Below are 19150 nucleotides of genomic sequence, written 5' to 3'. Positions count from 1 at the left end.
TTTACTGAAACAGCTTAATCTAAGTAGTTTTTCTCAAACACGCCCGGCGGCATTTGATTGATTTGAAACTGAATCATTTGGTCAAATGCCGTTAGCAAAGGGCTAAAGTCGCCATCACTCTCTAACAAGCTCAACAGATGATAACCCGCCTCTACTGTCGAAAGGCTGTTTTCACTTGGCGCTTTGCGAATTCGGTAATTACCCTTGAGATCTTTCGGCAAGTGAACCGTATTCAGCGCATGCAAGTTACTCGATACTTGCCACATTTTGAACGCCTTCTTCCACGTACCATCCAATAAAATCACACGCAGCTTCTTATTTGGAGATGTTGCCGGCTCAACTGAAACAGAGTTTTCACTTGGGTATAAAATCACATGTTGATACTGCCCATCAGCCAGCAACTCGTTAAGTTGTGTATTCTCTGAGAAGTCTTCACCCACAAGCGTCACACTGTTTTTTAGAGACAAAGAGAGAATACGCGCAGTTCCCATTGGGCGATGCTCTTCTGATGGATGCTGAAGAATGATAAGCTCAACGTTCGATTCTAGTGGCGTAACCCACTGACATATACAAGCTTTCAAAGCCTTGCTGCATTGGCGGCAATAACGAGACATGGATTTAATGTGTACCCTGTTTTAATTTTCACTTCACTTTTATGCGTCTTATTCCAACTAGAGCCTGTGCAGGCTTGGGTAGTTTGGGATAAAAATGCGATCGCCGATGGGCAATGGTGGCGGATCCTAACAGGAAACTTTTCACATACCAACTACTCGCACCTTCTGATGAATCTAGCCAGCTTATGGATCATCAGTTATCTGTTTCAACCGAGTAAAAAACAGCTTGCTCTTGCTCTGCTTGTGATTAGTTTAGTGACTGGGGTCGCTTTGTTGTTTTCGAGTATTCAGATCTATGTTGGCCTATCTGGCTCTTTACATGGGTTATTTGGCTTATTCGCGCTCAGTGAGGCTTTAAACGGTAGGAGATCAAGTTGGCTGTTAGTGTTGGGATTAATCGCTAAAATCGCTTGGGAGCAGCTTGTTGGCCCTTCTAGCACGACTGGCGAACTAATTAATGCTCGTGTCGCGATTGAAGCCCACCTAGCAGGTGCACTGGCCGGAGGCTTCATATCTATCGCTTCATTTCTAACAAGTAGACAAACGGATTAAAGTTGAATTCTTTCGCGGTTCTTTTTAACCGTGGCTTCACCTATCCCTTTCACACTCACCAAATCATCAGCAGTCGTAAACACTCCGTTTTGGTCTCTGTAATCGACGATCTCTTGAGCTTTCTTATCCCCAACACCAACCAATAGTGCTGATAGTTCTTCTGCTGTCGCGGTATTGATATTGACCGTAATCTCAATGCCATCGTAAAGCTCTGCCTTAGTTGGGCTGTCTGCATACGCTGCAGGGCTTAACAGAATCAGAAATGTAAGAAATAGTGTTGAATATATCGTGCGCATAAATCGTTCCTTTGTTCAAAAAACGTAACTTATGCATTTGCTGCGCTAGATAAAACACTCACCAGACAAAAATAAAGCGGGTCACCTAAGTGACCCGCTTCGTTATACATCTAATTTTCATCAACTTGTTAGCTGGCTCGCAAACCGAGTTGCTGCACTACTTTCAAGTTGCATTCTCAAGTTGCATTACTCGGCAGAAGACTACCGAGTAAATTCAAAGCTTATTGAGCTTGACCAACGATGTAGTATTCAACGTCTGCATTTTTACGCAGTACGTTTAGTACATTAGTAAGGTCTTGTTGATTACCAACGCGCTCTAACTGTGCACCAAGTTGTGTGCTGTAAGCAGGGTTGATTTCAGCCGTTACTTTAGAAAGCTCAACAACAACGATGTTACCGTCTTGATCTTTAGATTGACCGAACACAGCTTGGCCGGCTTCTGGTTTCACTAGAGCAAATACAGATGCAGCTAATGGAGAATTACGGTCAATGGTTTCAAGCTCAGTAAACTCAAGGCTGTTATCCGCCAGTACCGCTTCATTACCTTGCTTAAGTTCGTTCACTAGAGAAACACCTAGCTCTACCGCTTGTTGCTCTGCTTTTACAGCAGACAATGCAGCTACAACTTGATCTTTCACTTCTACTAAAGGAAGGACTGTTTCGTCACGAGTCTCTTCTACACGTACAACAATAACGTGCTCAGGAGCCACTTCGATAACTTCAGAGTTCAAACCGTCTTCTTTCACTTCAGGGCTCAAGATAGCTTGCATTACTGCAGGCGTCATCAGAACTTCTGGAGCGTCAGCTTGAGAGATGAAATCAGTCGTCGTGATCTTCGCGTTGATAGCTTCAGCAGAGTCGTCTAGAGAATCTGGGAATTCAAACGCTACTTTTTCAAGTTCAGTTTGTTGCTCGTAGAACTGATCAACTGCGTGTTGGTCTAGAAGCTCTGTCTTAATCTCTGCCGCTACTTCAGTGTAAGGCTGAGCTTGAGATGCTTTTACTTCGTCTAGCTTGATGATGTGGTAGCCAAAATCAGATTTAACTAAGCCAGTCGTATCGCCAATATTCTCAAGAGCGAAAGCCGCGTCTTCGAATGCTGGGTCCATAACATCACGTTCAATCCAACCTAGGTCACCGCCAACATCTGCACTACCGAAGTCGTCAGATTTCTCTTCTGCTAGCGTAGCAAAATCAGCACCTGCATTTAGCTCGTCTAAGATTGACTGTGCTTTCGCTTCGTCATCACCTTGAACTAGGATGTGGCTAACTTTACGTTGCTCTTCAGTAGAGTACTTGTCTAGATGCTCTTGGTAATATTTCTGTGCTTCCTCATCGCTAACTTCAAGTTGCGATTTAAGTGCTTCAGCAGAAAGTTCGATGTAAGACACCTTAGCCTGCTCTGGACGAGTGTAAGCCGCAGGGTTCTCTTGGTAATACTGTTCGATTTGCTCGTCAGTTAACTCGATGGTTTTCGCTAGGTCAGCAACAGACAGTGTCACTGTGCGAATGTCACGAGTTTGAGCAATAAGCTTGCTCTGAATATCAATTTCGCCTTGAAGAACAAATTCACTGCCTTGAAGCGCAGTGACAAGCTGGTTACGCATTAGGTCACGACGCATGTATTCTGCGAAGCTTTCTGCGCTGAAACCTGCACGACGTAATGCTGATTGGTAAACTTCTTGGTCGAATTGACCTGCAGTTTGGAACTGAGGCATTTCTAGAATCATGGTACGGATTTGAGAATCACTGATTCGTAGGCCTAGAGATTCTGCTTGCTGCTCAAGTAGAACATCGTTGATCATGCGATCAAGTACTGACTTACGGAAAGACTCCACGTATGCAGGGTCTGCAAGCATTTGAGCGAAGTAATCGCCAAGTTGAGATTGCATGCGATTACGTTCGTTTTGGTAAGCTTGTTCGAACTCACCACGAGCAATTTCTGTGTTGCCAACTTTAGCTGCTGCGTTGTTACCGCCACCGGTGATGTAGCTGCCTACACCTGCGAATACGAATGACAGGATAATCAACCCAAGGATAATTTTTACCGCGATGCTATTCACGCCTTCGCGTAATCGATCCATCATAATTTAAGTGCTCTCCGGATATGAAGCATTGGCTTCAAAATAAAAATCTATTCACGCGATATTATCAGAAAAAGAAATGCGCATCAGTAGGATGCGCATAATTTAAATAAGTTCAATGTGCTTTGCACATATACTGTTTGAAAATGAAACATCATTGTTCAAACAGTAAACGCATATTACTGCCTTCCCCTCACAAAAACTTGAGGTTTCAGCAACAAAAATTAGTTACATGCGTCTTTAAGTGCTTTACCCGCTTTGAAGCCAGGTACTTTAGCTTCTGCGATTTGGATCTCTTCACCAGTTTTTGGGTTACGACCTGTACGAGCAGCACGAGTACGAACACTGAAAGTACCAAAGCCAACAAGTGCAACTTGGTCGCCTGATTGTAGCGTTGTGCCAACTGCTTCGATGAAAGCGTCTAGAGCGCGACCAGCTGAAGCTTTAGAGATGTCTGCGTTTTCTGCGATTGATTCTACTAGTTGTGTTTTATTCACTGTTTTTCCCCTATGTGTCATCTGTGACTACTTCTCGATGACTGTACGTTCCATTTTGGTTTTAATTTAGCCGCAAGCCTTATTACAAAAGGGCTGCCGCTTTAGTCGAATAACTTAGCGTCCAAAAAAAACGCTGACAAGCCTTTTCGGGTCTATCAGCGTAATTCTTTACTTATTTTTGCTATGCATCACTATTTTTTCACGTCGAACTCGACCCCTGACGGATCTCGTTCTAGTGCGACTTTCAGTACTTCATCAATCCATTGAACCGGAATCACCTTCAAGTCAGCGATTACGTTGTCTGGAATCTCTTCCAAATCACGTTCATTGTCTTTTGGAATCAAGACTGTTTTAATGCCACCACGGTGCGCTGCAAGCAGCTTTTCTTTCAAGCCACCGATAGGTAAAACTTCACCACGAAGGGTAATTTCACCGGTCATACCAACCTCTGCTTTTACAGGGTTACCCGTTAAGCTAGAGACCAATGCAGTACACATTGCGATACCCGCACTCGGGCCATCTTTTGGCGTTGCACCTTCCGGTACGTGAACATGAATGTCACGTTTCTCGTAGAAATCGGTGTTAATACCCAGATTTTCTGCACGAGAACGAACCACTGTCATTGCCGCTTGAATCGACTCTTTCATCACATCGCCTAGTGAACCGGTTTGCGTTAGCTTACCTTTACCTGGCATTGATTCAGTTTCGATGGTCAGTAGATCGCCACCTACTTGCGTCCATGCTAAGCCAGTTACTTGGCCGATACGGTTGCTTTCATCCGCTTTACCGAAGTCATGACGTTGCACACCTAAGTACTCTTTCAGGTTATCAATGTTAACCGTTACAGATTTAAGGCTGCTGTCTAACAAGATATTCTTCACTGCTTTACGACAGATCTTAGAGATTTCACGCTCTAGGCTACGCACACCCGCTTCACGCGTGTAGTAACGAATGATGCCGATGATTGCAGAGTCTTCAATCTCAATCTCATTAGGCTTAAGACCGTTGCGTTGAACTTGCTTGTCCAATAGGTGGCTCTTAGCAATGTTCAGCTTCTCATCTTCTGTGTAACCCGACAGACGAATCACTTCCATACGGTCCAATAGTGGGCCCGGAATATCCATCGAGTTAGACGTTGCAACAAACATCACATCAGATAAATCGTAATCGACTTCTAGGTAGTGATCGTTAAATGCGTTGTTTTGCTCAGGGTCTAGTACTTCTAGAAGCGCAGAAGATGGGTCGCCACGCATATCAGAAGACATCTTATCGATTTCATCTAATAGGAACAGTGGGTTCTTAACACCAACTTTAGACATCTTCTGGATTAATTTACCCGGAAGTGAACCGATGTACGTACGACGGTGACCACGAATCTCAGCTTCATCACGAACGCCGCCTAGCGCCATACGTGTGTACTTACGACCCGTTGCCGCGGCAATCGAACGGCCTAGTGAAGTTTTACCAACACCAGGAGGACCAACAAGACAAAGGATTGGACCTTTTAGTTTGTTGATACGGTTTTGTACTGCCAAGTATTCGAGAATACGTTCTTTAACACGTTCTAAGCCGTAGTGATCTTCGTTTAAGATCTCTTCCGCTTTCGCTAAATTCTTTTTAACTTTTGAACGCTTAGCCCAAGGAACGCCTACCATCCAATCAATGTAACTACGTACTACTGTTGCTTCAGCAGACATTGGCGACATCATTTTCAGTTTTTGCAGTTCTTGCTCAGTTTTTTCACGAGCTTCTTGAGGCATCTTAGAATCTTCGATCTTCTTCTTCAGAGTTTCGAATTCATCAGGCGCGTCGTCCATCTCGCCCAGTTCTTTCTGAATCGCTTTCATTTGCTCATTCAGATAGTACTCACGCTGAGACTTTTCCATCTGTTTCTTAACGCGGCCACGGATGCGTTTTTCAACTTGCAGGATATCAATTTCTGACTCCATTTGGCCCATCAAGAATTCCAGGCGTTCCGTCACATCTGAAATTTCTAGAACGTGCTGCTTATCTACCAGTTTAAGTGGCATGTGCGCAGCAATCGTATCAGCAAGGCGAGCAGCCTCATCAATACCGTTCAGCGAGGTTAGAACCTCTGGTGGAATCTTTTTGTTCAGCTTAATAAAGCCTTCGAATTGATTGATCGCACTGCGAACAACCACTTCTTGTTCTTTTTCGTCAAGTTCTGAGGTTACAACGTATTCGGCATCCGCTAAGAAAAACTCACTCTCTTTGAACTGGTGAATTTTTGCACGCTGCTGACCTTCGACAAGTACTTTTACGGTACCATCTGGCAGCTTTAGCAACTGAAGAATAGTAGCGACTGTACCTACGTTAAATAGGTCGTCGATTGAAGGCTCATCAGTGTCCGCTTCTTTCTGCGCTACAAGTAGTACTTGTTTGTTAGCTTCCATTGCCGATTCAAGGCAAGTAATCGATTTTTCACGACCAACAAACAATGGAATAACCATGTGTGGGTAAACCACTACATCACGTAGAGGTAGCACGGGGATTTCGATACGCTCGGAACGTTCCAAGTTCATATATTTCTCTCTTCCGCTTTAACTTATAAAGCAGTATATGGGGCTTAAACGACTGGATTCAATGGAAGAATAAAAAAAAGGAGGTAATTGCTTACCTCCTTTTTCAATTTGAGTGTGTAGTCTTAAAAAGACCTACTCTGCAACAGCTGCTTGGTTATCTGAGTTACTGTAAATCACTAGTGGTTCTGACTCACCATTAATTACCGACTCATCAATCACAACCTTGCTTACATCAGTTGAAGATGGCAGTTCGTACATAGTTTCTAGTAGAACACCTTCCAAGATAGAGCGTAGACCACGAGCACCCGTTTTACGGTTCATTGCTTTCTTCGCAATTGCGCGTAGGGCGTCTTCACGGAATTCTAACTCTGTATCCTCAAGCTCAAATAATGCAGCGTACTGTTTTGTCAGTGCATTCTTTGGCTCACAAAGAATTTGGATTAGCGCTTCTTCATCAAGCTCTGTCAGTGTTGTTGTAACAGGTAGACGACCAATGAATTCTGGAATCAAACCATACTTCACTAGATCTTCAGGTTCTACTTGAGTGAACAGTTCACCGATAGTTTTGGTTTCGTCTTTTGAACGCACTTCTGCGCCAAAGCCGATACCTGAACCTGTTTCTACACGTTGCTCAATCACTTTATCTAGGCCGGCAAACGCACCACCACAGATAAATAGGATCTTAGACGTGTCCACTTGCAAGAACTCTTGCTGTGGATGCTTACGACCACCTTGAGGTGGAACTGAAGCCACTGTACCTTCAACAAGTTTTAATAGAGCTTGCTGTACACCTTCACCAGACACGTCACGCGTGATCGATGGGTTTTCAGCTTTACGAGAAATCTTATCGATTTCATCGATGTAAACAATGCCGCGTTCCGCTTTCGCTACGTCGTAATCACATTTCTGAAGCAACTTCTGGATGATGTTTTCAACATCTTCGCCCACATAACCCGCTTCGGTTAGTGTTGTTGCATCTGCCATTGTGAAAGGAACGTCTAGGAAACGAGCCAGTGTTTCAGCCAGTAGTGTTTTACCACTACCAGTAGGACCGATAAGAAGAATGTTACTCTTACCTAGCTCTACGCCTTCAGCCGTCGTATCACCATTACGTAAACGCTTGTAGTGGTTATATACTGCAACTGCTAGCACTTTTTTCGCGTATTCTTGACCGATTACATAGTCGTCAAGATGCTCACGAATCTCACGCGGCGTTGGCAGCGATTCCGATTCTTTCTTTGGAAGAACATCTTTAATTTCTTCACGAATAATGTCGTTACAAAGATCGACACATTCATCACAAATGTAAACAGAAGGACCTGCGATTAACTTGCGAACTTCGTGCTGGCTTTTGCCACAGAAAGAGCAGTAAAGCAATTTACCGCTACCACCCTCTTTGCTTTTATCTGTCATTCGCTAACCTCTTAGCCTTTACTCTCTATGTTTGAGTGTATATCAATTTGAATCACTTTGCGTTAAACAATTGCCCTGCAATTATTGACCGCGGTGATTAAGAACTGAATCCACCAAACCGTATTCTACAGCCTGATCAGCAGACATGAAATTGTCACGATCTGTATCACGCTCAACAACCTCTAGAGGCTGACCTGTGTGCTCTGCCAATAGTTTGTTTAGCTTTTGCTTGATCGTTAGGATCTCTTGCGCGTGAATTTGAATATCAGACGCTTGGCCTTGGAAGCCGCCAAGTGGCTGGTGAATCATTACACGTGAGTTTGGAAGCACGTGACGCTTACCCGGAGTACCACCCGCTAGTAAGAATGCACCCATAGAGCAAGCTTGACCCATACATACTGTGCTCACGTTTGGCTTGATGAACTGCATTGTGTCATAGATAGACATGCCCGCTGTTACGCTACCGCCAGGTGAGTTGATGTAAAGATAGATATCTTTGTCTGGGTTTTCTGATTCCAAGAAAAGCAGTTGAGCCACGACAAGATTTGCCATGTGGTCTTCCACTTGACCTGTTAAGAAAATGATACGTTCTTTTAATAGACGAGAATAAATATCGTAAGAACGTTCACCACGGGAAGTCTGTTCAACCACCATAGGAACTAGTGCGTCCATAATCGATGGCATTGTATTTTTTTCTTGGTAGCTCATATTCTTATGTCCCTAAAATAAATGGCCCGAATGATTAAATCATACGGACCATTGTTAGCAGAATTGTTGACCGTACGTCAACCTTCTACGTCAGATATTACTATATTAAGCAGGTTGCTGATTCATTAGCTCGTTGAAGCTAACTTCTTTATCAGAAACTTGAGCTTTAGCGATGATTGCATCAATAGCTTGCTCTTCTAGAGCAACATTGCGCATGTTGTTCATCATTTGCTCGTTTTGCTCGTAGTAAGCAATAACTTCTGTTGGATCTTCGTATGCTGTAGCCATCTCTTCGATGATAGCTTTAACTTTCTCGTCATCAGCTTTTAGCTCTTCAGTCTTGATTACTTCACCAAGAAGAAGACCTACAACTACGCGACGTTTAGCTTGCTCTTCGAACAGCTCACGTGGAAGTTGGTCAGCAGCTTCAGTGTTACCACCGAAACGTTGAGCAGCTTGTTGACGTAGAACACCGATCTCTTGATCGATTAGAGCAGAAGGTACGTCGATGTTGTTTTCGTTAACTAGACCGTCGATTGCTTGCTCTTTGATGCGGTTCTTAACTGCTTGCTTAAGCTCACGCTCCATGTTCTTACGAACTTCAGCTTTAAGGCCTTCAACACCTTCAGCTGCGCCGAACTTAGAAACGAATTCTTCGTTTAGTTCTGGAAGCTCACGAGCTTCAACTTTGTTCAGCTTGATAGAGAACTTAGCAGCTTTACCTTTTAGGTTTTCAGCGTGGTAATCTTCTGGGAAGTTTACTTCGATTTCGAATTCCATACCTGCTGTTTTACCAACGATACCGTCTTCAAAACCAGGGATCATGCGACCAGCGCCCATCTCTAGTGGGAAGTTCTCAGCTTTGCCGCCTTCAAACTCTTCACCGTCGATAGAACCAACGAAGTCGATAGTTGCACGAGAACCAGCGTCAGCAGCAGCTTCAACTTCAGTCCAAGTCGCTTGTTGCTTACGTAGAGTTTCGATCATCTCTTCAACGTCAGCTTCTTTAACTTCTACTGCTGGTTTCTCAACAGTGATGTTTTCTAGACCTTTCAGCTCAACTTCTGGGTAAACTTCAAAAGTTGCGTTGAATACTAGGTCAGCGCCTTCGTTGTTTTCAACTGGTGCGAAAGTAGGTGCGCCAGCTGGGTTGATTTTCTCTTTAACGATCGCTTCGATGAAGTGACGTTGCATTACTTCGCCCATCACGTCTTGACGTACTGCTTTGCCGTACATTTTAGCAACCATCTTCATTGGCACTTTGCCTTTACGGAAGCCATCGAAACGACGGTTTTTCGCGATGTTGCGTAGTTCAGCTGTAACTGCATCTTCGATGTTAGCAGCAGGAACAGTAATATTAAGACGGCGCTCTAGGCCTTCTAGCGTTTCAACAGTAACTTGCATTATATAAACCTCAAAACTGGCTCAGTAATCTGAGCATATGAGCCGTAACTTAGCTTTAATTCAAAAGCCGACGTTGTTGGCTGCATCCTTGTGTAGTGCTCTATCCGAACACCTAATTTAAAATCGAGCATTGATGTCTGAATTGATTATTCAACCAAACACCAGACTAATCAGCGATATCTTCGTTCTTCACGCGTCGATTAAAACGCAATAAAGCTTGTTTTCGAAAACAAGAAAGGTATCTCCGATTAGCCTCAGGACAGAAATTTTAGACGCGACATTCTAGCGATCTGTTTAATCTCTGTCGAGCCGTTCACCTCTGCATGATGATGAATGCTCTAAATTCGTCCAACTAAATGATACAAAAACGATCAAATCATCACTTAGCACAACAGAAATGGGGACAATAGCGACTTTTTCAAGGGAATCGAGGGCTTTTTTTGCTAAAAACCTTAAAAAGAGATCTTGCTCTTGTTTTACCCCTCAGAGTCGATAACTTTTTCAACAATCCCCGTTACAAACCCTTAACCTACATCCATCTGGCGACTGTCTACTTTCAGCAAACACTACCGCTATTTGCTACCATAAACGAGAGAAGACAGGCTTGATTATTTACCAAAGAAATGAGCGGAGAGCCTTCATGTTTCAAGCTTTGAGAATCCCAATACTATTAATGGCCACATACAGTTTACTAATGGTGTTCGGCGGTCATTGGGTGTGGAACACAAGCCATGAAAGTTTGTTAAATGATCATCAATCTAAGCTAGACCGATTTTCGATTCATATTTCAAGCCAACTCGACAAGTTCGCGCACATTCCCGAGCTGCTTTCAAAAGACAAAGAGTTGGTCGATGCTCTTCACTCTCCAAGTAACTCTGCGCAAATCGAACTCACCAATCGCTACCTAGAACACGTAAACTCGGTGATTCAAGCATCGGACACCTATCTGTTAGATAGCATTGGCACCACCATAGCAGCCAGTAACTGGAATCTACCGCGTTCTTTTATTCGGCGAAATTTCGCTTTCCGTCCCTACTTTCAAGAAGCGATTCTTGGCAATGAAAATCAATATTTTGCGCTAGGTTCAACCTCTGGGAAACGAGGCTATTATTATTCTTACCCCGTCGCCTATGCCGCCGAGATTATTGGCGTCATTGTCGTAAAGATGGATTTATCGCTGATTGAAGCAAGTTGGAAAGGCAAACAGAGTTTTTTTGTTGCTGACGATAAAGACCAGATCGTATTTATGTCGAGCAATCCTGAGTGGCTGTTCAAAAGCCTTCAACCATTAAGCGAAGAACAACACACTCGAATTCAAGAAAGCAGGCAGTATCTCGATACAAAAATAGAAAGCCTGCACTTCTCCGGTGACTTAGAGAGTGCTACTAGCAATATTGAGTCTCCCCACAAGCTCGTCCAAGAGCAGTTCTTTAACTCCTCACGCTTCCTAGCCGAGCCAAAACTCACCATACGAGTATTTTCTCCGACCCACTTAGTTTGGTGGGACTTGGTTGCTTACCTTGTGGTTTTGAGCCTTATTTTTGCGATTATTTATCTAACGATGCAACTCAATCACCATCGACAACAAAGACGAGCTCAGATAGACAGACTGCAATCCGAAGCCAAGCAAAAGCTAGAATTTCAAGTGCTTGAACGAACATCAGAGTTGCATGTCGAGATTAAGCACCGAATCGAAACTGAACATGTACTGAGGCAGACACAAGACGAACTCATCCAAGCCGCCAAACTGGCAGTGTTGGGGCAAATGTCAGCAAGCATCAGCCATGAACTGAATAACCCGCTTGCTGCGATTCGCAGTTATGCCGACAACGGCCGACTGTTTCTTGCCAAAGAAAAAACCGAGCGTGTCGATGACAACCTATCGCGAATCTCGGCGCTCACTGACCGTATGGCTAAGATAAGCCACCAGCTTCGTTCCTTTGCAAAGAAATCCACTGCGGAAGAGCTGCACACGTTACAGATACTGCCAGTATTGCACTCGTCAAAAGAACTGATGAAACCACAACTCAAGAGTGAACGAGTAAAGGTCAACGAACTTCCTGAAACCTTTGATGCTTGCGTGCTCGCCAACGCCATTCAATTGGAACAAGTGATCATTAATTTGCTGACTAACGCGATTCAGGCGATGGAACAACAAGACGACAAACAATTAGCTATTCTGTTAGAGATTAGGAAGCCCGACCATCAACAAGCCAAGACCTTGCTGATTCATGTCGATGACAATGGCCCAGGCTTCACCTCCCCTTCTAACGGAAATTTTTTTGAACCCTTCCATACCACCAAGAAAAATGGACTTGGACTTGGGCTATCGATTTCTCAACAAATAATCAGCGGAATAAATGGCAAGCTAGTTACCGATCACAGCCCACAAGGTGGTGCTCGATTTAGTATCGAGTTACCCATAGTTCCAACAAAAGAATCAGATTAGTCGCTAAGCAAACCAGTACACCTTCACCAACAATAAAAATAAAAAATTAAAGGAATAACTATGTGTCACGTCTATTTCATTGATGATGAATCCGATCTGAGAATGGCTATTGAACAGAGCTTTGAGCTCGCCGATATTGATGCCGAATTCTTTCCCGATGCGGAGTCTGCTCTGCTCGCGATTCAAGAAAACGGCTTACCTCACGTCATCATCACTGATATCTGTCTACCGGGCCTTTCCGGGCATGATCTGCTCAACACCGTGATGCACAAAGACAAAGAAATCCCCGTGATTATGATTACTGGTCACGGCGATATTTCGATGGCGGTACAAGCGATCCAAGATGGCGCCTATGACTTCATCGAAAAGCCGTTCGCCAATGAACGTCTAATCGAAACCACCAAACGAGCAATAGAAAAACGTCAACTCACACTCGAGAATCTTGAATTGAAGCGCTCTTTAAAGGCCAGTAAAGCGCTTGGGCCGAGAATCATTGGTGACACGCAATCAATGACCGACCTGCGTTCTATCATCACTCATGTGGCAGATACTAACGCTGATATTTTACTCTTTGGTGAAACTGGCACAGGCAAAGAGTTGGTCGCACGCTCTCTACATGAACAAAGCAGCCGGCGAGAACAAAACTTCGTCGCCGTCAATTGCGGTGCGGTACCTGAAAACCTGATAGAGAGTGAACTGTATGGTCATGAGAAAGGTGCGTTCACTGGCGCAGAAAGCAAGCGAGTGGGTAAATTTGAATTTGCTCAAGGCGGAACTCTATTCTTAGATGAAATTGAGTCCATGCCAATGCAGGCACAAATTCGCCTGTTGCGCGTCTTACAAGAGCGCGTTATTGAAAGGGTTGGCTCAAACGGTTTAGTGCCTCTCGATATTCGAGTAATCGCCGCAACCAAAGTCGACCTAAAGAAGGCGGCTGAAGAAGGCGTTTTCCGCCAAGACCTCTATTATCGACTCAACGTTGTGACCCTAGATTTACCGCCGTTAAGAAGCCGTCAAGAAGACATCCCTGCACTCTTCCACCACTTCTTACTGGTCGCTGCTGCACGTTATGGCAAGACAGCACCAGCACTTCCCCAAAAGGAGCTGCACGCGCTTTTAGCCCATGATTGGCCGGGAAATGTACGAGAATTGCGTAATACAGCTGAGCGGTTTGTACTTTTAGGTAAGCTTTCTCACTTATCAGACAACACCAATCAAGTCACTCAAGAACTGTCTTTGGCAGAAATGGTGTCTGACTTTGAGAAAAACACGTTAAAACAAGCGCTTATTGAATGTAATGGCAGTATTAAACAGACTATGGATAGACTGCAACTTCCACGTAAAACCCTCTACGATAAAATGCAAAAACACCAACTAGTTAAAGAGTCATACCGACAGAGCGAAAACTAAATTAAATTTGGGAGCAAGATCACCTATACTTATTTCACAACAGGATGTTATGCAACCAAGGTGGTAAGGAGGTCATTATGGGTGAGAAAACAAAAGTTCCCTCGATCACCGATACGTTTGAAATTGACGGTATTTTTTACACTGACAATCATGTCAACTTAGACACGCCAGAATTAGAGGCAAAAAGAGCGCTGTATGAGCCGATTGATTCTGGCTCTCGATATGGAAAAATCATTGATGAGGAGGTTTAGCCCTCCCCATCACTTCGCTATGATTTCACTCTCTATTTCGTGATGATCTCCGGCCCCATCAAGGTAGTCGGTAACCATGTTGATACCCAAGGTACGTAGGTTACGATAATCAGGAATAAGAACATCACGCCAACCCATGGCAGTGCGGCTTTTACTACGTTCATCATCGACATCTTCGCGACCCCTGCGGTCACAAACAAGTTGAGCCCCACAGGCGGTGTTATCATCCCTATCTCCATGTTCACCACCATCATAATACCTAGGTGAATTGGGTCGATGCCCAGTGCAATTGCAATTGGGAATACCAACGGAGCAACGATGATCAGCAAACCTGATGGCTCCATGAACTGCCCACCAATCAAGAGTAGAACGTTCACCACAATCAAGAAGGTGATTGGACCTAAACCTGCAGACAACATAGATTCCGTGATCATCTGAGGAATACGTTCTTCTGTCAGTACATGCTTAAGAATCAGAGCATTGGCAATGATAAACAACAACATGATGGTCAGCTTACCCGCATCATAGAGCGTGTCTTTGGTGTCTTTATGGAAAAACGTTTGGAACACTTTCACCAAAGCAGGCTTTGTATTTTTCTTGTCCGCAAACGGCCCCATATCTTTATAGATAAAGTTGGCAATGAAGAACGCATAAACCGCTGCAACAGCAGCCGCTTCTGTCGGAGTAAAGATACCGCCGTAGATACCACCTAAAATGATAACAATCAGCAACAAGCCCCAGCTCGCATCCTTCGCGGCTGCGAACATCTCACCCCAGCCCACAAATGGCTGTGCAGGAATTTTCTTGATACGTGCTGCAATGTAGATCGCTATCATCAACATCACACCCGCCAACAGGCCAGGAATCACGCCGCCTAAGAACATACGACCGACAGATACATCCGTCGCCGCAGCGTAAACCACCATAACGATGGATGGTGGAATCAAGATACCCAAAGTACCCGCGTTACAGATAACCCCTGCCGCGAACTCTTTTGTGTAGCCGTTTTTGATCATACCCGCGATAACAATACTACCGATTGCCACTACCGTTGCTGGAGACGACCCAGATAACGCTGCGAACATCATACACGCCACAACCGATGCCATTGCTAAACCGCCGCGGAACCAACCCACCATTGCAATAGCAAAACGGATAATACGTTTCGCCACACCACCAGTAGACATAAAACTAGAGGCCAAAATAAAGAAAGGAATCGCTAAGAGTGTGTAGTGACCTGCAAATGCATTAAACAGCGTTTGTGCAACGGATGCCAAAGAAGCATCTGAATGCATCAATAAGAATATGACGCTTGATAAACCGAGGGAAATCGCAATTGGCACACCGACCAACATGAAAGCAATTACCATCAAAAATAGAAATAACATTGCCATGATTAGTCTTCCTTACCGTTAGATTTTGTACCCGACTCGTTCGCCTTGTTTTGCTTAGTCGAATCCAATACCGCTGTCGCGTCTTCATCAGAACCCGCTAACACATCAGCTTTCAATGCATCCAGCTCTTCTTCGGCTTCATGCCCCGCTATCATGCGGTCAAGCTTGCCTGTGACTACTTGGTAAGCAACTTGGGCAAAACGGAACGTCAGCATTGCCATACCAATAGGCAGTGCCATGTAAGGAATAAAACGTGGCAGTTTCTCGTATCGCTCGCCTTCATTCATCCAGTCGGCAAGGAACTGAAGCATCTCTGGCATTGGAATATCATCGGTCTCGTACCAAGCGCGCTCAGTCGCGAACGGGTACCAGTAATTCCAAGAACCTATAAGAAGTAAGATTGAGAATGCTAGGCAGCTTGTGACGGCGATTAACGCATACACTTTGCGTAGCTTTTCTGGGGCAAGGTTGATGATCACATCAACACCAATGTGGAAGTGTTTTTTAACGCCATAAGATGCGCCCACTAACACCATCCAAGCGAACATGAACACCGTCAGTTCTAGTGCCCATAAGATATTGCCATTGAATGCGTATCGAAATACCACATTGGCAAAAGTAAGTAGCGTCATTGCGCCAAGGAAAAATGCGATTAATGACTCTTCAATCACATCCGTAACTCTTCCGACTTTGGAAAAAAAAGAGGTTTCCAGTGCTGATTCGCTAGAATTTGGCTGTTCCATTTGAGGATTATCCATAATTGACTCCGCTTATAGTTATTTTAATGAGGAGTGGCGAAATTCACGCCACTCCCTTAGCGGTGTTATTGGTTTGAAGCTAACGCTGCATCGATAAGATCTGAACCGATGTCTTTTTCAAACTTCTTCCATACTGGTTGAAGCGCAGTTACCCATGCTTCACGCTGTTCAGGCGTAAGCGTACGAACTTCACCACCCGCTTCGATGATGTTGTTTTTGTTCGCTAGGTTAACTTTTGAAGATTCTGCGTTACGAGTCTCAGACACTTCTTGAACGATTGTGCCAAGTTGCGTACGTACATCTTCAGGTAGGTCTTTCCAGAAGTCGTTCGACGTTACTACGAGGTAATCAAGAATACCGTGGTTAGTTTCTGTCACGCCGTCTTGTACTTCAAAGAACTTCTTACCGTAGATGTTTGACCATGTGTTCTCTTGGCCATCGATAACCTTAGTCTGTAGGCCACCGTATACTTCTTTGAAAGACATCTTCTGTGGGTTAGCACCTAGCTGTTCAAACTGAGCAACCAATACGTCTGATGCTTGAACACGGAATTTCAAGCCTTCCGCGTCTTCAGGATTGATAAGAGGTTTGTTTGCTGACATCTGTTTCATGCCATTGTGCCAAAACGCTAGGCCTTGAAGGCCACGACGCTTCATCGCGTTCTTCAGCTTTTCGCCAGACTCTGAGTTTTGGAAACGGTCAACAGCTTCTACGTCTTCAAATAGGAAAGGAAGGTCAAAAATGCGGTATTTCTTAGTGAACTTCTCAAATTTAGACAGCGAAGGAGCCGCCATTTGAACATCACCATTTAACAGGGCTTCCAGTACTTTATTATCATCGTAGAGTGTTGAGTTAGGGAAAACTTGCATACAAGCTTTGCCATTCATTTCCGTGTTTACTCGCTCTTCCAGTAAAGAAGCGGCAATGCCTTTCGGGTGCTTATCGGTATTGGTTACATGACTGAATTTAATCACGATTTCACCTGGGTCACAGTTTGCAGCAGCATTAAAACTTGTGAGCGCCAGAGCAGATACAGACAGCAGGGTAAGAGGCTTAAACATTATTATTCTCCTTAGTAAACAAAGCAGCCCTTCAATGGGAACTGCGTGCTTTCACTAAAGCAATTAGCGTGCCACATTAACACAAATCATTAACAACCCTTTAACCGTAAGGCTTCATGATATCTGCCTGCAGCAGTCACTAACTCGCTGCAAAAATCAATGGGTGGAAAGTGACACATAGAATATTTGTAAATGGGTGGAAGCTGACCAAAGCATCAGTGATAAATGAGGTCTGACCAAAAGCTCGATTGCCGATGATACCTTGAAGTAATTTCGACCTATCCTGTAGAGTGCTGCACAACTTAGTCAGATTTACTACAACGCTACTTAATAAGAGTTGATATCAATGAGCCAGATCTACCATCACCCAGTACAAATTTACTATGAAGATACCGATCACTCAGGTGTGGTTTATCACCCTAACTTTCTAAAGTACTTTGAGCGTGCACGCGAACATGTATTGGGTAGCGATAAACTGGCAACATTGTGGAATGAACATGGGTTAGGTTTTGCGGTATATAAAGCCAACATGACTTTCCAAGATGGGGTTGAGTTCGCTGAGATCTGCGACATCCGAACCTCTTTTGAACTTGATGGCAAATACAAAACGCTATGGCGACAAGAAGTGTGGCGTAAAGATGCAACCAAACCTGCGGTGATTGGTGATATCGAAATGGTTTGCCTAGACAAAGACAAGCAACTACAGCCCGTGCCAGCTGAAGTATTAAAAGCGATGCTTGGCGAAACGAGCTAACTTCACCTCACCAAACTCGCTTAAAAGAGATGAGACGATGAAAAGGTTCTCATCTCTATCTGCATCGGTAACAAATTACCACCAAGAGTCACGGCGAAACGATACTGGTCATCTAATCGACCCAAGCAACATTGCCAATCTGTAGAACTCTCGGTTTTCTCAGTAACATCCAACCCAACTCCACTGTATATGCTGATTTCACCATGCAATCTAATTTCATCCTGCAAGTTTGGTTGAAAATCCGAAGCGTGAAGTGGCAATGTTTGCTCCGTCAGATTGGAGAAATCGAACGAAAAGCTTCGCAACGATGTGGCTAGCCCCTTGCCCGTCGCTTTGATATACGACTCCTTCAGCGCCCACAGATCGAAAAAGCGCTCTCTTTGTTCTTCTTTGCTGAGCTCAAGTAAATCCGTCAATTCCGTATCTGAAAAGTAGTGCTTCATGATCGAGTCGATATTGGTCGAGCTTCTGGCATGTTCGATATCGACGCCTAATTGAAGTGACTTCCCTTCTCTATGACAAACTGCGATTAACAAATGTTCTTTGCTATGACTGATATTGAAATTCAGGCCGGTTTCTATTTGTTGTTTCTCAATTAATCTCGGCTTCCCTTTCTCACCATATTCAAAGCGCCACGCTTCAGGCATCAAATCAGAATAGCTAGACAGCACCTTTCTCAGATAATTTCGTACATACAAAGCTTGAATCTGAGATGAGGGCATTCGATAACGCTCAACTTTGGCAATCTCATCGGCTGTCAGTCTCTTTTTGAGCTGCGATACATTGTTTGGCTGGTCATTTAAATTACTCAGAGAACATAGCCACAAATCAACAACGGGAGTTTTCATTTAACTCGAACTCACTTCTATAAATCACTCTTCAAAACACGATTGGAACAACCCAATCGAACAAATTTAACTCACCTATAAATTAAGTGGAACCTAGAGAATACGGGAGGGAAA

Annotated in this window: 17 protein-coding genes and 1 pseudogene; 5 read left to right on the top strand and 13 right to left on the bottom strand. The window is 44.1% G+C overall.

Annotated elements, in window-relative coordinates; translation table 11 throughout:
- Nucleotides 1-14: 14 nt before the first annotated feature.
- On the bottom strand, nucleotides 15-614 hold the full coding sequence (locus AB6E08_RS08570) for a tRNA-uridine aminocarboxypropyltransferase (RefSeq protein ID WP_372063532.1): 600 nt from the start codon (nucleotides 612-614) through the stop codon (nucleotides 15-17).
- 9 nt (nucleotides 615-623) lie between these two features.
- Between AB6E08_RS08570 and rrtA the strand changes: the two genes are divergently transcribed.
- Entirely contained in the window at nucleotides 624-1166 is a 543-nt protein-coding gene (rrtA, locus tag AB6E08_RS08565; protein WP_371728526.1) for a rhombosortase, read from the top strand.
- Here rrtA and AB6E08_RS08560 read toward each other — a convergent pair.
- The 8 genes and pseudogenes from AB6E08_RS08560 to AB6E08_RS08525 all read right to left on the bottom strand — a co-directional run.
- Nucleotides 1163-1462, bottom strand: coding sequence for a ComEA family DNA-binding protein (locus AB6E08_RS08560; RefSeq protein WP_135384069.1), 300 nt, complete (start codon nucleotides 1460-1462; stop codon nucleotides 1163-1165). The genes rrtA and AB6E08_RS08560 overlap by 4 nt on opposite strands.
- Nucleotides 1463-1683: 221 nt before the next feature.
- A complete protein-coding gene (gene ppiD, locus AB6E08_RS08555) occupies nucleotides 1684-3549 on the bottom strand; it encodes a peptidylprolyl isomerase (protein ID WP_372063529.1) in 1866 nt (621 codons plus the stop codon).
- A 221-nt stretch (nucleotides 3550-3770) separates the two neighbouring features.
- Entirely contained in the window at nucleotides 3771-4064 is a 294-nt protein-coding gene (locus AB6E08_RS08550) for an HU family DNA-binding protein (RefSeq protein WP_012604504.1), read from the bottom strand.
- Between the two features lie 170 nt (nucleotides 4065-4234).
- Nucleotides 4235-6586, bottom strand: a complete 2352-nt coding sequence (lon, locus tag AB6E08_RS08545) for an endopeptidase La (protein WP_372063527.1) — start codon at nucleotides 6584-6586, stop codon at nucleotides 4235-4237.
- Between the two features lie 132 nt (nucleotides 6587-6718).
- Nucleotides 6719-7999 (bottom strand): ATP-dependent protease ATP-binding subunit ClpX, encoded by a 1281-nt coding sequence (gene clpX / locus AB6E08_RS08540; RefSeq protein ID WP_372063525.1) that lies wholly within the window; start codon nucleotides 7997-7999, stop codon nucleotides 6719-6721.
- Nucleotides 8000-8080: 81 nt separating this feature from the next.
- On the bottom strand, nucleotides 8081-8707 hold the full coding sequence (gene clpP, locus AB6E08_RS08535) for an ATP-dependent Clp endopeptidase proteolytic subunit ClpP (RefSeq protein WP_004736080.1): 627 nt from the start codon (nucleotides 8705-8707) through the stop codon (nucleotides 8081-8083).
- A gap of 105 nt (nucleotides 8708-8812) precedes the next feature.
- The gene (gene tig / locus AB6E08_RS08530) at nucleotides 8813-10111 is read right to left on the bottom strand and encodes a trigger factor (protein ID WP_004736079.1); all 1299 of its coding nucleotides are present in this window, start codon (nucleotides 10109-10111) and stop codon (nucleotides 8813-8815) included.
- Nucleotides 10112-10405: 294 nt separating this feature from the next.
- Nucleotides 10406-10588 (bottom strand): annotated as a pseudogene (locus AB6E08_RS08525) (hypothetical protein); the annotation flags it as partial.
- Nucleotides 10589-10751: 163 nt separating this feature from the next.
- Between AB6E08_RS08525 and AB6E08_RS08520 the strand changes: the two are divergent.
- The 3 genes from AB6E08_RS08520 (at nucleotide 10752) to AB6E08_RS08510 (ending at nucleotide 14221) form a co-directional block, all read left to right on the top strand.
- The gene (locus AB6E08_RS08520; RefSeq protein ID WP_372063523.1) at nucleotides 10752-12560 is read left to right on the top strand and encodes an ATP-binding protein; all 1809 of its coding nucleotides are present in this window, start codon (nucleotides 10752-10754) and stop codon (nucleotides 12558-12560) included.
- A 60-nt stretch (nucleotides 12561-12620) separates the two neighbouring features.
- Nucleotides 12621-13970 (top strand): sigma-54-dependent transcriptional regulator, encoded by a 1350-nt coding sequence (locus AB6E08_RS08515; RefSeq protein WP_372063521.1) that lies wholly within the window; start codon nucleotides 12621-12623, stop codon nucleotides 13968-13970.
- A 77-nt stretch (nucleotides 13971-14047) separates the two neighbouring features.
- Entirely contained in the window at nucleotides 14048-14221 is a 174-nt protein-coding gene (locus AB6E08_RS08510; RefSeq protein WP_017101579.1) for a hypothetical protein, read from the top strand.
- 32 nt (nucleotides 14222-14253) lie between these two features.
- On the opposite strand, the gene AB6E08_RS08505 is transcribed toward AB6E08_RS08510, so the two are convergent.
- The 3 genes from AB6E08_RS08505 to AB6E08_RS08495 form a co-directional block, all read right to left on the bottom strand.
- Complete coding sequence (locus AB6E08_RS08505) at nucleotides 14254-15615, bottom strand: TRAP transporter large permease (protein ID WP_004736074.1); 1362 nt, start codon at nucleotides 15613-15615, stop codon at nucleotides 14254-14256.
- Nucleotides 15616-15617: 2 nt separating this feature from the next.
- Entirely contained in the window at nucleotides 15618-16373 is a 756-nt protein-coding gene (locus tag AB6E08_RS08500) for a TRAP transporter small permease (protein WP_009847290.1), read from the bottom strand.
- Nucleotides 16374-16438: 65 nt separating this feature from the next.
- Nucleotides 16439-17434 (bottom strand): TRAP transporter substrate-binding protein, encoded by a 996-nt coding sequence (locus AB6E08_RS08495; protein WP_012604509.1) that lies wholly within the window; start codon nucleotides 17432-17434, stop codon nucleotides 16439-16441.
- A gap of 346 nt (nucleotides 17435-17780) precedes the next feature.
- Between AB6E08_RS08495 and AB6E08_RS08490 the strand changes: the two genes are divergently transcribed.
- Nucleotides 17781-18188: a thioesterase family protein gene (locus AB6E08_RS08490; protein WP_009847292.1), complete on the top strand. Its 408-nt coding sequence runs from the start codon at nucleotides 17781-17783 to the stop codon at nucleotides 18186-18188.
- 20 nt (nucleotides 18189-18208) lie between these two features.
- Here the strand turns inward: AB6E08_RS08490 and AB6E08_RS08485 are convergent, their stop codons facing one another.
- Entirely contained in the window at nucleotides 18209-19036 is an 828-nt protein-coding gene (locus AB6E08_RS08485) for a 4'-phosphopantetheinyl transferase superfamily protein (protein ID WP_372063518.1), read from the bottom strand.
- Between the last annotated feature and the right edge of the window lie 114 nt (nucleotides 19037-19150).

Origin of the sequence: Vibrio sp. 10N.247.310.24 (assembly GCF_041467175.1) — a bacterium.
Classification (GTDB): domain Bacteria; phylum Pseudomonadota; class Gammaproteobacteria; order Enterobacterales; family Vibrionaceae; genus Vibrio; species Vibrio tasmaniensis_A.
Note: the sequence above shows the minus strand (reverse complement) of the source record. Positions and strands in the feature narration are given on the sequence as shown.

Bases quoted from the DNA above. Each gene is read 5' to 3' on its own strand.
- AB6E08_RS08570 (WP_372063532.1), bottom strand. From the start codon at position 614: ATGTCTCGTTATTGCCGCCAATGCAGCAAGGCTTTGAAAGCTTGTATA.
- AB6E08_RS08560 (WP_135384069.1), bottom strand. From the start codon at position 1,462: ATGCGCACGATATATTCAACACTATTTCTTACATTTCTGATTCTGTTA.
- ppiD (WP_372063529.1), bottom strand. From the start codon at position 3,549: ATGATGGATCGATTACGCGAAGGCGTGAATAGCATCGCGGTAAAAATT.
- AB6E08_RS08550 (WP_012604504.1), bottom strand. From the start codon at position 4,064: ATGACACATAGGGGAAAAACAGTGAATAAAACACAACTAGTAGAATCA.
- lon (WP_372063527.1), bottom strand. From the start codon at position 6,586: ATGAACTTGGAACGTTCCGAGCGTATCGAAATCCCCGTGCTACCTCTA.
- clpX (WP_372063525.1), bottom strand. From the start codon at position 7,999: ATGACAGATAAAAGCAAAGAGGGTGGTAGCGGTAAATTGCTTTACTGC.
- clpP (WP_004736080.1), bottom strand. From the start codon at position 8,707: ATGAGCTACCAAGAAAAAAATACAATGCCATCGATTATGGACGCACTA.
- tig (WP_004736079.1), bottom strand. From the start codon at position 10,111: ATGCAAGTTACTGTTGAAACGCTAGAAGGCCTAGAGCGCCGTCTTAAT.
- AB6E08_RS08520 (WP_372063523.1), top strand. From the start codon at position 10,752: ATGTTTCAAGCTTTGAGAATCCCAATACTATTAATGGCCACATACAGT.
- AB6E08_RS08515 (WP_372063521.1), top strand. From the start codon at position 12,621: ATGTGTCACGTCTATTTCATTGATGATGAATCCGATCTGAGAATGGCT.
- AB6E08_RS08510 (WP_017101579.1), top strand. From the start codon at position 14,048: ATGGGTGAGAAAACAAAAGTTCCCTCGATCACCGATACGTTTGAAATT.
- AB6E08_RS08505 (WP_004736074.1), bottom strand. From the start codon at position 15,615: ATGGCAATGTTATTTCTATTTTTGATGGTAATTGCTTTCATGTTGGTC.
- AB6E08_RS08500 (WP_009847290.1), bottom strand. From the start codon at position 16,373: ATGGATAATCCTCAAATGGAACAGCCAAATTCTAGCGAATCAGCACTG.
- AB6E08_RS08495 (WP_012604509.1), bottom strand. From the start codon at position 17,434: ATGTTTAAGCCTCTTACCCTGCTGTCTGTATCTGCTCTGGCGCTCACA.
- AB6E08_RS08490 (WP_009847292.1), top strand. From the start codon at position 17,781: ATGAGCCAGATCTACCATCACCCAGTACAAATTTACTATGAAGATACC.
- AB6E08_RS08485 (WP_372063518.1), bottom strand. From the start codon at position 19,036: ATGAAAACTCCCGTTGTTGATTTGTGGCTATGTTCTCTGAGTAATTTA.